The organism is Prevotella sp. ICM33, assembly GCF_000517825.1.
Taxonomy (GTDB): Bacteria; Bacteroidota; Bacteroidia; order Bacteroidales; family Bacteroidaceae; genus Prevotella; species Prevotella melaninogenica.
Map to the genome: position 1 here is coordinate 25,208 of NZ_JACD01000062.1, position 13,911 is coordinate 39,118.

A 13,911-nucleotide genomic window follows, 5' to 3' on the forward strand; every position below is an offset into this window, starting at 1 on the left:
AAGACTTCATTTTTATCAATGAAATCGGTTCATGTAACCCTATTAGTAGTGGGATTCTTGAGCCTTTCACTGTCAGCACAGGCGTTCCCTTTCTTTAAAAAGAAGAAAAAGAAGGCTACAACCACTACTTCTGTAGTGAAGAAAGATGCCTATGAGCGTATTCTAACCGAAGAGAAGACGGACTCTGCAAAGGGACCATTCGTTTCGTTCTATAGAACAGGTGAGAAACTCCTCATGGAGTTGCCACCTTCTTCTATTGGTCGTGACATGCTGATTGGTGCTACAATTTCATCTGTATCAAGCCCGCAGTTTGCAGAGGTAGGTACTCGTGCTGGTTCTATTTCACACGTACGCTTTGTAGAGAAGGACAGCTCTATTGTAATGCAGGCTATCAACTCTGAATTACTTGACGCCCTACCAGCAGGCAATGCGAAGCAGGCACAGGCTACGAACTATCGTAACCTTGACTTCTATAGCTTCCCAATCAAGGCAAGAAACAAGAAGACTGGAGGTATTCTTTTTGATGTTTCTTCTTTCTTCTTGAGAGAGAGTAAGTATTTCCCAGTGATTGCAAAGGTTGCTGGTCCATATCGTGTGGATGCTGACTTGAAGCCAGAGTGGATTAAGGTAACTTCTTTGAAGTCGTTTGCAAACAACGCTTGTATCTCAATGGAGCGCAACTATGTTACCAATATGACTGGTAACAGTGGTAATGTTGCTATTAGCAATCATCCAGTTTCTATCGGTGTACAGTTTACTTTGGCTCTTTTGCCAGAGGATAAGATGACTCCACGTCTGAGTGATACTCGTCTTGGCTACTTCCTTACACCGAAATCAATCGTCAATGACAGTCTTATCGACCATGCAAGCTTTATCAATCGTTGGCGTGTAGAACCAAAAGACCCTGCTGCTTACTTTGCAGGTCAGCTCAGTGAGCCAGTAAAACCTATTGTGTTCTATATCGATAATGCGTTCCCTGAAAAGTGGAAGCCAGCGATGCGGAATGCTGTTCTTAGATGGAATAAGGCTTTCGAGCGTATCGGTTTCAAGAATGTGATGCAGGCTGTGGACTTCCCAACCAATGATCCAAACTTCGATCCTGATAACTTCCAGTATTCTTGCATTCGTTATCTGCCTACTGCTACAGAGAATGCGATGGGTCCATCATGGGTTGATCCTCGTACAGGTGAGATTATCACAGCGACCGTATTGGTGTATAATGATGTTGTGAATGTCATCAATAGTTGGCGATTTATTCAGACATCACAGCTTGATCCTGCTGCACGAACATTGGATATGCCTGATAGCATTTTGTTACCAACATTGGAGTATATTGTAACTCACGAGGTAGGACATACACTCGGACTGATGCACAACATGGCTGCATCGGCTGCAATCCCAACAGATTCACTCCGTTCTGCAAGCTTCACACAGAAGTATGGTACGACAGCATCTATCATGGACTATGCTCGTTTCAACTATGTTGCACAGCCAACAGATAAGGGCGTGTCACTGACTCCTCCTGAGTTGGGTGTCTATGATAAATATGCTATCGAATGGGGCTATCGTGTCTTCCCTAACTCAAAGAGTTTCAGAGATGATGTAAAACCACTGATGGCACTCGTAGAGTCTCATGCGCACGACCCAATGTATCGTTACGTACTTCAGCAGTCACGTTATCGTTATGACCCAACCGCCATTGAGGAGGACCTCGGTGATGATGCTGTGAAGTCAAGTACATACGGCCTTAAGAACCTTGAGTACATTCTCAGCCATTTCGATGAGTGGATTCCTGATGGTGCTGATGGCACACGTAAGGCTAAGCTCTATCGTCAGATTGTTTCGCAAGCATACGGTTACGTACGTAATGTCTATGCTGTCATTGGTGGTATCAAGCTGAATCAGACTACAGAGTCTTCTGGTATTCCTCGTTATGAGGTGATGCCTAAGGAGAAACAGCGTGCTGCTGCGATGTGGTTGTTGCAGGAAGCACGCAAGTTTGGTAAGCGTGGTGTTGAGAGTATTGAGAATCGTCTACCTCAGATCAACTCTCATCCTTACAAAACATTGGCAGGTGGTATTCAGGAAATGGCTCTTTCTGCAACTGCGCGTTTAGCATTGAGCTATTATGCTGACTCTACTTCTTATTCTCCATTGGAGTATTGCGAAGATACGTATAATAATGTTTGGGCTAAGACAATTGCTGGTGATGAGAATCTTGACGACGATGATATCGCCATGCAGCAACTCTATGTTGAACGTCTGAAGGCTAACATTGTTGAGGTTAAACAGGTTGGTAAGGTGCGCAGCTTGCGTGATGATAAGCAGGATGTGGCTTTCCTTGGCTTTGGTGTAGGTTATGGTGAACCAGAGACAATGTGGACAGAAACTATCGACCGCACAGCTGAATATGTGTTCCACTATGCACAGAAGCTTCAGAAACTTCTTGAGGAACGCATTAAGACAACGAAGGATACAACTATCAAATCTCAATATGAGTTGATGTATGCACGTGTCCAGCGTTATATGAATGATTAATCTTCCGTGTTAACACACATTTCAGAGGGTATATCTTAGACGTTAGTGTCTTGGATATACCCTCTTTCTTTGTACGTAATTTTGCTGCGCACATGACGTGCTAAGGCTTCGCACATATTGTGTTAAGGCTTCGCACCAATGGTGCGGAGTACTAAACAACTTATGATATACTGCCAAAGTAGAGCCAATTGGGTGTAAGTAGGGAGTTATTCAGGCACAAGTCAACTAAGCCTATTGGGTCAGAGGCTAAGTTTGCTTGTGCTTTTCTGTTGTCTATAATCTGTTTTTTTCAGCCTGTCCAGCACCTGTACCCTTGTATTTGCTTCGTGAAGTGTTGAACTTATAGGTAACAGTTAGAACAAACTGACGGCTGTCGTATGTACTAATCTGTTGTGTCTCCATGGACTCTGTGTAGCTAATTCCTCCTTCTTTTCGTGTATGGAATAAGTCTGTACCACGAATGCGAAGTGCGAGTCTATCTTTTAGGAAGGATTTGGTAAGGCTGATGTCGACGCTTCCTGAGTTTCGTACAACGGATCCAATTTCAGCATCACCTCTCTTGATGTAGTATGACTCCATTGACAACAACCAACCTTTTCCAAAGTCAAAGGTGTTGTTGAAGCTGAATTGCCAGATTGGTTTGTTCAGCTTATAAGTCTTCGTACTTGTATGTAATGTGAGCCATTGCTTCTTCATTAATGCCGTGAACTCAGGTGTCCAGATGCCTATTGTTGGCGAAAAAGCTAATTGAGTAGATATCGTCTTGATGCTTGGAAGATTCGTGTTGGTAATGCGTGAGATGGCTGAGTTATGGCTGTCTTGTTCGCTCCAGAAGACAATGGCGTGGCGACGATCATTGTAAGAGATGCCAAACTGGATGAACTTCCACATAGCTCCTAAGCTTATGTTGTGGATATATTCGTGCTGAAGCAGTGGGTTACCCGACTGCATCAAGAAACGGTTGCCGTATGAAACGTTATTACTTAACTGACGGTAAGAAGGGCGACGTGTCCTTGCTGCATAGCTTAATTGCATCTGTAGGCCGCCTATCTGTGTAGCTGCAGAGATGCTTGGGAATAGGTTGCTGAACGAACGACTTTGATTAGCAATGTGCTGTCCGTTCTCATAGTAGTTAAAACGTACCGCCTCCCAGCGTAGACCAGCTGTCAGTTGGCAGATTGATAGCTGGTGTTTGTATTCCATGAAAGGAGCTATATTCGACTCCTTTAGCTGTGCGGCTGAGCTTGGAACATAGTTTTCTGGATTGCTATACGTGTCATTGCGGTTCGTATAGGTATATTCTGCACCTACTGACAGATTACCTCCTAAAACGGGATAGCCCAAGGTTAGCTTGGAAGCAATGAGCCTATTACGCTCTTGATTGTCGGAAGTTACGGTGCGACTAACCTTGTTGCGACTTTCTTCTCGATAGGTAGTATGGTCATTTTGCTTGTTGTAAAGATAATCGGCATTGAAGTCTATGTCCATCTTTCCTATCTTTCCAACATAGTAAAGGTTAATGAATTGGGAAGGACGATAGGATAGCTTGCGCGTTGCAAAGGTGTTAATATGGTCGTAGAAAGTTCCGTTTGCCGTTACATCACTACTAAGAATACCAGATAGGAGGAAGTCATGAGGGAAGTTAAGCATGTATTTGATACCGACAGAATTGCTATCATTTAGCTGATAGTCTGCTCCTACTGTATTCTTGAAAATAGAATTCCTTTGGGTGACTTCTTGCGTGAAATCCTGCTGCCAGAGGGTGTCTGTTTGAACAACTGTAGTTGTTTTGCTGGGATAGTGACCGTTGTCAAGTGAATAGCCATGCGCACCAAAGAGTTCTAAACGCTTATGGCGATACTTCCAGTTGACCCATTCCGAGAGGTCTACATTCTCCGACTGGTAGTAGGCGGAGCGTACATCGAAGCCAAAGCCGTCGCCTACAGCTTTCTTTGTGCGTATCTTTACGACTGCTCTTACGGCTGCATTATACTTGCTTCCGGGGTTGCTTATTACCTCAACGCTCTTGATATCGCTTGATTTCAGGCGTTCAAGCTCTGTTGCATCACGCATCTGACGACCGTTGATATAGATGATAGGTGTACCTCTACCAAATACTTCGTAGCCATCTTTCTTCTTTGTCAGTCCCGGAACATGTGCAAGAACATCCTCACAAGTGCCGAGTTTGCTCAGTATAGTGTTTTCTATGTTCGTTTGTATGCCCTCAGTTGTCATCTTGTGTAGGGGAGCATTGCCTTTGACGAGCACCTCTTTCATCATTTTTGCATCTTCTTTCAGTACGATAGTAAGGTTGTCTTGGTTGGAAAGAACCGTAGTGAAGGGCTCATAACCTACGAAGGAGGCTTTAAGGATATTACCTAATGTAACCTCCTTGAAGTTAAAACTACCATCATCAGCGGTTGTTGTGCCAACAATGAAGGTAGAATCCTTGGCTGAAAGAATAATGACATTTGCGTAGGGGATAGGCTTCTTATTTTCATCAAGCACCTTTCCTGATACGGATTGTGCATTAGCTCGAAGTCCAGTGCAGAACAGAAGGAGGATAAGCAATAGTTTTTCCATAACTCATGAAGTTAAGTGATACGAAAGGTTCAAACTCAGTTGCGCTTTTAAAAAGCGATAGGTTTCTGTTGCAAAGGTATAAAATTATATGATTACTAATAAAAAAAAAGAAAAACTTTCAGTTTGATGTGTCTTTTTTAGTTGTGAGGTGGTTTAGAGATAAGACTTTATGTACAAAAAAAAGCCATACCAGAATCCAATCAAAGGATTACTGATATGGCTTTATATTTATAAGAGTTTAGCTTAGAGCAGAGCGTCGAACTTCTCTTTGAGAACGTCCTTTGAAGCTGCGCCAACAAACTTGTCTACCAACTGACCACCCTTAAAGAAGAGGATAGTTGGGATATTACGTACACCGAAATCAATGGCTACGTCATCATTCTCCTCAACATCACACTTACCTACAACAATCTTACCATCGTACTCTTCAGCAAGTTCAGAGATGATAGGACCAATCATCTTGCAAGGACCACACCATGTTGCCCACAAATCAACTACCAATGGTAATTCACCATTCTTGTAAGTCTCTAAATTCTCGTTAGTAATTACTACTTCCATTTTTATTCTGTTTATAAGTTTATTAATATTGTCTTTTCTATCTATTTACTCATCATCAAAGATTGTGCCACTTTTGATTTAGTTTATATGGAACTCCATCTTCTCATTCGACGAGATAAAGTCTATCAGCGTACGGTCGACGTTAACGCCACCATTCTTACTCCTTAGCATAAGAACTGTGTTGTCAGGCGTTCGCAACTGTATGTAAAGTTGTGTGTTGCCGATGTGTTCCTCGATGACTGTTGCTAATTCCGAAACGAAGGCATCGTCTAAAGCTGTTGCATCCATAGAGATGGTAAAGCGTTCCAAACGATTTTGTTTCACGTCATAGAGTTGCTCAATCTTCTGCACTTTTAGCTCTAACATGTCAGGATTATTGCGGTAACGAGGCTGACATTTAGCTGTTATATAGACGGTGTAGTTCATCTTCAGGAGGTTGTTCCACCGTGCCCAGTCGTCACCAAACAATGCTAATTCGCCCGTTCCTTCAAAGTCTTCTATCGTGACAAAGCCAAAAGGCTTTCCTGTCTTTTGTGAGAAACGTTCGTTTACAGATGTGACAATACCGCCAAATGTCACTTCGTCAGCTTTTGCCAATTCTGTCATATTCGCATTGCGACCTATCATAGAGCAACGAGTGTTACACATGTTATTCAGTACAACACTGTATTCATCGAGTGGGTGGGCTGACAGATAGATACCAACAAGTTCACGCTCTTTGTTTAATTTCTCAATGACTGGCCACTTCTCTGCCTTTGGTGCAATAGGATGTACTACATCAATAGCATCCATACCTCCGAAGAGGGAGTTCTGTTGTTGTGCCTTTTCGGCTTGGAAAAGCTGCCCATAACGGACAATAGTATCTAAGAACAAATCACCCTTTGCAGTGACTGCAAAGTATTGTTCTCGCTGTAAACCGAAGCTGTCGAAACCACCACTATAAGCCAAACTTTCAAATGCTTTGCGGTTCACATTACTGAGGTCGACACGCTCAGCAAAGTCATATATATCCTTATAAGGACCATTCTCCATGCGTTCACGTACAATACTATCAGCCGCACTTGCGCCCATTCCCTTGATAGCAGAGAGTCCGAAGCGAATCTCTCCATGCTTATTCACACCAAAGCCAATCTGACTCTCGTTGACATCAGGACCAAGGGTTGCAATCTTCAATGCCTTACATTCCTCCATCAACTTAGTGATTTCGGTAATCTGACTGAAGCGACGTGTCATCAACGCAGCCATGTATTCGGCTGGATAATGCGCCTTCATGTAGGCTGTCTGGTAAGCTACCCATGAGTAGCAAGTGGCATGTGACTTATTGAAAGCATAGCTGGCGAACTTCTCCCAGTCGCTCCATATCTTCTCAAGTATCTGTGGGTCGTGTCCGTTCTCTTGTCCTTGCTTGATGAACTTAGGCTTCATCTTGTCGACGATAGCCTTCATCTTCTTACCCATTGCCTTACGAAGAGCATCACTCTCACCACGTGTAAAGTTGGCTAACTGGCGACTCAAGAGCATAACTTGCTCCTGATAGACTGTGATACCGTATGTGTCTTTGAGGTACTTCTCCATACATGGGATATCGTACTTCACCAAAGATGGGTCATGCTTACGCTTGATAAAGTCAGGGATATAATCCATTGGACCCGGACGATAGAGCGCATTCATGGCGATGAGGTCTTCAAACACAGTTGGATGAAGCTCACGAAGGTATTTCTGCATACCTGCCGACTCAAACTGGAAAGTACCAACGGTTTGTCCACGTTGATAGAGTTGGTAGGTCAATTCGTCATCAATAGGAATCTTCTCAAGGTCAATCACGTCGCCAGTTGTCTGCTTAACAACCTTGCAAGCTTCCTTTAACTCGGAGAGAGTTTTCAGTCCGAGGAAGTCCATTTTGATAAGACCAGTAGACTCAATTACGTGACCATCATACTGGGTCACAGGTACCTTCTTCTCTGGGAAGTCTGGGTCTGTTGCCGTAGAAATAGGCACCCATTCATCAATAGGGTTACGACAGATAATGAATCCACAGGCATGGATACCCGTTCCACGCACAGTTCCCTCTAACATCTTGGCGTATTTAATCGTATTACGCTCCCTTATGTCTTCACTAACCTCTGCATTCTGCAGCTCTGGGGTACACTTGATAGCATTCGTTAAGTTCATCTTCATGCCATTAGGTAAGCGTTCTGGAATCGCCTTACAAAGGGCATTAGAGACATCTGACGGTAGTTTCTCTACGCGAGCAACATCCTTGATAGAGTTCTTTGTTGCCATTGTAGAGTAGGTAATAATATGTGCACAGTTCTCGTGTCCGTACTTATCCATTACCCACTGCAGCACACGGCCGCGTCCGTCATCATCGAAGTCGGTATCAATATCAGGGAGGTTGACACGGTCAGGGTTGAGGAATCGCTCAAAAAGTAGGTCGTACTTCAATGGATCAATCTGCGTAATTCCTAAGCAATAAGCCACTACAGAACCTGCTGCTGATCCACGACCTGGACCCACCATTACGTCTAATTCCTGTCGTGCAGCATTAATAAAGTCTTGCACTATAAGGAAGTAACCAGGGAAACCCATCGTCTTCATGACGTGTAACTCAAAGCGAATATGATTCTTAACCTCGTCAGAAAGAGGGTCGCCATATAGTTTTTTGGCACCATCGTAGGCTAATTTCGCAAGATAATCGGCTTCGAACTTAATGCGATACATCTTCTCATAGCCGCCTAAACGGTCGATAACCTTCTGTCCTTCTTCAGGGGAAAGAGGGTTCTCACCGTTCTCGTCGGTGGTAAACTCCTTGTATAAGTCTTCCTCAGTGAACTTCTTTTTCCATTCTTCTTCCGTTCCGAAGTCTTCTGGGATCGGGAAGAAAGGCATGATAGGACCATGATTAATATCATAAGTCTCTACCTTATTTAAGATTTCCAGCGTATTTGTCATTGCTTCTGGGATGTCTGAGAATATCTCATTCATCTCTGAACGCGTTTTAAACCACTCTTGTTTAGAGTAGCGCATACGCTTTGGATCATCTAAATCTTCATTCGTTGAAAGACAGAGTAAGTGGTCATGTGCCTCGGCTGTCTCCTTGTCTTCGAAGTGACAGTCATTGGTACATACTATCTTTATACCATATTCTTGTGCAAACTTCATGAGTACTTTATTGGCTTTCTGCTGTAAAGGATAAGCCTCACGGTTTGCCACTAAACTTGGGTCTTTTACTTCATGACGTTGCAACTCAAGGTAGAAATCATCTCCAAAGACACGATGATACCATTCACAAGCTTCTCTTGCACCCTCGATATCATCATGGATAATCTTGTTAGGGACTTCGCCTGCAATACAAGCCGTACACACAATCAGTCCTTCATGATACTTCTCAAGCTGCTCACGGTCCGTTCGGGGACGATAGTAATAACCATCTACCCACGCATTAGATACAAGTTTAATAAGGTTCTTGTACCCTGTATAGTTCTTTGCCAATACGATAAGGTGGTAGCCTGAATTATCATGCATACTCTTATCCTTATCATGCATTGTGCGACGTGCTACATACATCTCACATCCGAAGATAGGCTTGAAAGGCTCTTCACCCTTCTCTTTCCTACCTTTATTGACCTTAGCACAATAGTCAGCAAACTCTTTTATGCCGAACATCACACCATGATCAGTAATCGCCATACCCTTCATTCCGTCTGCAATAGCCTTATCAACAAGGCGTGTAACCTTAGACTGACCATCAAGAATAGAATAATTGGTGTGGACGTGTAAATGTACGTAATCTTCCATTGAACTTATGCGTTTTTGAGCTGTAAAGTTACTATGAAAAGCCGACATAACAAAAGATTGAGAGTGAAAATTTGTGGAAATGACAAAAAAGAAGTACCTTTGCAACAAAACAAATACGTCGTTTATCGACCATGGGAAAAATAAAAAAGAAACTCAAAAAGATTAGAATCCATCACGAAGGGACAAATACACTGCTCTACGGAGGTATAGGTCTTGTCCTTATAGCTTTGGTTCTCTGGTTTGCAGTTCCAACGAAGATACCATTTTGGATTTTTACAGTCGTGTTCGGTACTGTCTATGGTATAGTACTTAATTTCTATCAGTGTCCTATCCGCTATTTTGGTAGTGAGGATACGGAGGGTATTGTCGTAGCTCCAGCCGACGGCCATATCGTTGTTATAGAAGAGGTAGACGAAAACGAATATTTTCATGAACGCCGATTAATGATTTCAATCTTTATGAGTCTATGGAACGTTCATGCCAATTGGTTCCCTGTAGATGGAGTAGTAAAGTCTGTACAGCATTTTGATGGTAACTTCCACAAGGCTTGGTTACCTAAGGCAAGTGAGGAGAACGAACATGCAGATACTATCATCACAACTCCTGATGGTACAGACATCCTCTGTCGTCAGATAGCAGGTGCTATGGCACGCCGTATCGTGACATACGCTAAACCTGGTGAAGATTGTTATATTGATGAGCATCTTGGTTTTATTAAGTTAGGTAGTCGTGTTGATATCTTCCTTCCTGTAGGTTCTGAGGTATGTGTTAAGATGGGACAGTCGACAACAGGTGACCAAACAGTGATTGCTAAGTTGAAGCCAAATAACAAGTAAAGATGAAGAAACATATTCCTAATAGTATTACTTGTTGCAACCTTATCTCTGGTTGCATCGCTATTGGTTTTGCTTTTGCAGGCAAGATAGAGGTTGCTTTGCTATTTATTATTATAGGTGCTGTGTTTGATTTCTTTGATGGAATGGTAGCACGCTTACTGAATGTTAGTTCTCCTATTGGTAAGGAGTTAGACTCTTTGGCAGACGTTATTACTTTCGGTGCAGCACCATCAGCTATCATTTTTTCACAGTTATACGTAATGTCTTATCCTGTTTTTCTTGAGCCATTACGCGACTATCTGCCTTATACAGCCTTTATCATAGCAGCTTTCTCGGCCTTGCGTCTTGCAAAGTTCAATCTTGATGAACGTCAGTCATTAGGTTTTATAGGATTGCCAACACCAGCGAATGCACTCTTTTGGGGTTCACTTCTTGTAGGTGTAGGGGAGAAGTTAGAAACCCGTCCATGGGCTTTATACTTTATTCTTGCAGGTGTTCTTATTAGTTCTTGGCTGCTCGTTTCAGAGATTCCAATGTTTGCTTTAAAGTTCAAGCACTGGTCATTCAAGGGTAATGAGGTGAAGTATCTCTTCTTGATTACTTGTTGTCCATTGGTTATTATCTTTGGTATCTCTGCATTTGCTATCATCATTGCATGGTATGTGATACTGTCAGCTATCGTAAAACAATCCCCTACAAAATAGTAAGGGATATAAGTTCAAAGCTATGTCAATAATTGCTTTTATTCTGAAGTTTGCGTTCTTCTTCTTTATAGCGTTTTTTGTGATTATCTTATGGGTGGCTTTTGCATTCTATAAGCAGATGACACGCGCACGTCGTCAGTTTAATCCTAACAACTATCAGTATCAAGAACCAAGCTCTACAGAGAATACTATTATCGATAATCGCCCAATGGAGGAGCGTCATAAGCAGGTTATTCCAGACAGCGAAGGCGAGTATGTTGACTTCACCGAGTCTGATGATACACAAGAAAAATAAGATGTAAAACAACATTACATACATAAACAGAATAGGACAAATCAACTTGATTTGTCCTATTTTTTTATCTATACATTTTCAATTGATGCTTAATTGTATTCGAATTGAGCCTTAATTGGCTTCTAAAAGACGCCCTTTTGAGGTCTTACTAACGCCCTTTAAGAGGCTTACTAAGCACCTATTCTTTTGCTGTTTTGTAACGTTTTGAATACAAGATAGTTACAAGTGTGCTCGAAAATGCGTTTTTATCCTTCTAAATTGACCTATGGACGGCAGTTTGTGTAAAGATATTTCACATTCGCATGAACTACTTTTTGATGTTCCTTTCTTGTTAACAACTCAGCTTACGAGTACCATCTGGTTGTTCTTCGATAGTAACCTTGATTACGTTCTCAGGGAGAATCTCCTCGATGAGTTCTGGCCATTCCAACAAGCAGAGGTTACCACTATAGAAGTAGTCCTCATATCCCATGTCATATACTTCTTCCAACTTCTTAATACGATAGAAGTCAAAGTGATAGATTGGGTCGCCGTTGCCATCCGTATATTCGTTGATAATAGCGAAAGTAGGGGAGGTGATAACATCTTCTACGCCCAAGACCTCGCAAAGTGCCTTGATAAAAGTGGTCTTTCCAGCACCCATCTTTCCGTAGAAAGCGAATACCTTTCCATCACCCATCCCTTTGACAAATTCCTTTGCAGCCTCATGGATGGTATCGAGGCTTTTGATTGTAATTTCCATATTGTTTTCTTTTTATTCTGTTTATGCGGTAGTTGGTTATAAGTAGCTTGTCAATCAATAGTTTTTATAAGTCTTTGATAGCTTTATAGACTTCTATTTCTGACCATTTCTGCCACAACCATCCTTTTCTTTAGATATTCATTTCCTTATACGACAAACTCTCTGGCTCATCTTGTGATAACTTTTGAGGAAATCTCCCCTCCTTTCGGAGGGGTTGGGGGAGGCTTCCTCTTACCTCTTTCTCGGACTGAGTGTTGCCAATGGCACAATCATTTCTTCCATTGAGATACCTCCGTGCTGGAATGTATCTTTGTAGTAAGAGACGTAATAGTTATAATTATTCGGATAGGCAAAGAATGAATCGCCAGTAGCAAAGACATAGCTTGTGCTGAGGTTTGGCGCAGGTAGCTGTGCAAGATGAGGATTCTTGATAGCGAATACCTGACGTGCATCGTAGTTGAGGCTCTTTCCTAATTTATAACGCAGATTGGTATTTGTATTGCGGTCACCGATAATCTTGACTGGATTTGTCGTACGGATAGAGCCGTGATCAGTTGTAATGATGACCTTATAGTCAGACTGTGCCAACTCTTTGAATACATCTGCTAATACGCTATGTTGGAACCAACTAAGCGTAATAGAGCGATATGCGCTCTCGTTACTTGCTAATTCACGTATCATTCTCATCTCAGTGCGAGCGTGAGAAAGCATGTCGACGAAGTTTACTACAAGTACGTTGAGGTCGTTCTGCGCAAGGTTCTTATATTGTTGCATGAACTTGTCAGCACCGGTAGAGTCGTTAATCTTATGATAAGAGAACTTATCATGTCGGCGATAGCGGTCTATCTGTGTCTGAATGAGGGGTTCCTCGTTGAGGTTTTTACCTTCTTCCTCGTCTTCGTCTACCCATAGTTCTGGGAACATTGTTGCTATCTGCTTTGGCATAAGACCGCTGAAAATAGCATTACGAGCATACTGTGTGGCAGTTGGAAGAATACTCATGTAGAGGTCTTCTTCAATGTCGAACATGTCGCCAATCTCTTTTGAGAGAATGCGCCATTGGTCGAGTCGGAAGTTATCAATGACGATGAGGAACACCTTCTCACCTTTGTCAATGAGTGGGAACACCTTACTTTTGAAGATATCAGTACTAAGCAACGGACGATTATCAGCGTTGTTCGTCTGCTGTTTCTTCTGTCCAGCCAATTTAGAGAAGCTATTGCTGACTTTGTTGTCTTGTGGTGCTACCCAATCAAGATAGTTCTTCGCAATGTATTTAGCAAAACCATTGTTGGCTTCTTCCTTTTGCATTTTCAGCATTTCGGTCATATTGCTATCAGCACTGCTTAGTTCCAGTTCCCAGTGTACAAGCTTCCGATAGACTTCCTTCCAGTCATTGAATGTTCGGCAGTCGGCTATCTGCATAGCAATTTGTTGGTAGTTCTGCTGATAACCGCTTTGAGTTACTTCCGTAACAATCTCCTTTTGGTGGATATTCTTCTTCAGTGTAAGGAGAATCTGATTAGGGTTGACAGGCTTAATGAGGTAATCGGCAATCTTCGCACCGATAGCCTGGTTCATTATGTCTTCCTCCTCGCTCTTCGTCACCATGACGATAGGTGTGGCAGGTTGAATCTCCTTAATACGTTGTAACGTCTCTAAACCTGATAATCCAGGCATCTGCTCGTCCAAGAGAACGAGATCGAATGTCTGTGTTTGGCATTGGTCAATGGCATCAGTACCATTGCTGACCGTCACCACTTCGTATCCTTTCTTCTCAAGGAAGATGATATGAGCCTTTAACAACTCAATCTCATCATCTACCCAAAGTAACAATCCATTGCTCATAGTTGTTAT

9 protein-coding genes are annotated in these 13,911 nt (G+C 42.4%); 4 read left to right on the forward strand and 5 right to left on the reverse strand.

Annotation, left to right across the window (positions count from 1 at the left end; genetic code table 11):
- Positions 1 to 18: 18 nt before the first annotated feature.
- Positions 19 to 2,538, forward strand: coding sequence for a zinc-dependent metalloprotease (locus tag HMPREF1505_RS07170; RefSeq protein ID WP_155948927.1), 2,520 nt, complete (start codon positions 19 to 21; stop codon positions 2,536 to 2,538).
- A 273-nt stretch (positions 2,539 to 2,811) separates the two neighbouring features.
- Here HMPREF1505_RS07170 and HMPREF1505_RS07175 read toward each other — a convergent pair whose 3' ends face one another.
- From HMPREF1505_RS07175 to dnaE, 3 genes are all read right to left on the reverse strand, one after another.
- On the reverse strand, positions 2,812 to 5,121 hold the full coding sequence (locus HMPREF1505_RS07175) for an outer membrane beta-barrel family protein (protein WP_036924064.1): 2,310 nt from the start codon (positions 5,119 to 5,121) through the stop codon (positions 2,812 to 2,814).
- Between the two features lie 243 nt (positions 5,122 to 5,364).
- Positions 5,365 to 5,679: a thioredoxin gene (gene trxA, locus HMPREF1505_RS07180; protein WP_004360465.1), complete on the reverse strand. Its 315-nt coding sequence runs from the start codon at positions 5,677 to 5,679 to the stop codon at positions 5,365 to 5,367.
- Positions 5,680 to 5,757: 78 nt separating this feature from the next.
- On the reverse strand, positions 5,758 to 9,477 hold the full coding sequence (dnaE, locus tag HMPREF1505_RS07185; protein ID WP_036924065.1) for a DNA polymerase III subunit alpha: 3,720 nt from the start codon (positions 9,475 to 9,477) through the stop codon (positions 5,758 to 5,760).
- A gap of 131 nt (positions 9,478 to 9,608) precedes the next feature.
- Here dnaE and HMPREF1505_RS07190 point away from each other — a divergent pair, with 131 nt between their 5' ends.
- Genes HMPREF1505_RS07190 through HMPREF1505_RS07200 form a run of 3 tightly spaced genes read left to right on the forward strand, consistent with a single transcriptional unit; the run spans position 9,609 to position 11,312 of the window.
- Entirely contained in the window at positions 9,609 to 10,313 is a 705-nt protein-coding gene (locus tag HMPREF1505_RS07190; protein WP_013264863.1) for a phosphatidylserine decarboxylase family protein, read from the forward strand.
- Positions 10,314 to 10,315: 2 nt separating this feature from the next.
- On the forward strand, positions 10,316 to 11,017 hold the full coding sequence (pssA, locus tag HMPREF1505_RS07195) for a CDP-diacylglycerol--serine O-phosphatidyltransferase (RefSeq protein ID WP_036924068.1): 702 nt from the start codon (positions 10,316 to 10,318) through the stop codon (positions 11,015 to 11,017).
- Between the two features lie 22 nt (positions 11,018 to 11,039).
- On the forward strand, positions 11,040 to 11,312 hold the full coding sequence (locus HMPREF1505_RS07200; protein WP_036924070.1) for a DUF4834 family protein: 273 nt from the start codon (positions 11,040 to 11,042) through the stop codon (positions 11,310 to 11,312).
- A gap of 331 nt (positions 11,313 to 11,643) precedes the next feature.
- Here the strand turns inward: HMPREF1505_RS07200 and tsaE are convergent, their stop codons facing one another.
- Together tsaE and HMPREF1505_RS07210 are read right to left on the reverse strand one after the other, a co-directional pair.
- The gene (gene tsaE / locus HMPREF1505_RS07205) at positions 11,644 to 12,054 is read right to left on the reverse strand and encodes a tRNA (adenosine(37)-N6)-threonylcarbamoyltransferase complex ATPase subunit type 1 TsaE (protein WP_036924073.1); all 411 of its coding nucleotides are present in this window, start codon (positions 12,052 to 12,054) and stop codon (positions 11,644 to 11,646) included.
- A 231-nt stretch (positions 12,055 to 12,285) separates the two neighbouring features.
- Positions 12,286 to 13,902 (reverse strand): bifunctional response regulator/alkaline phosphatase family protein, encoded by a 1,617-nt coding sequence (locus tag HMPREF1505_RS07210; protein ID WP_036924085.1) that lies wholly within the window; start codon positions 13,900 to 13,902, stop codon positions 12,286 to 12,288.
- Positions 13,903 to 13,911: the final 9 nt, after the last annotated feature.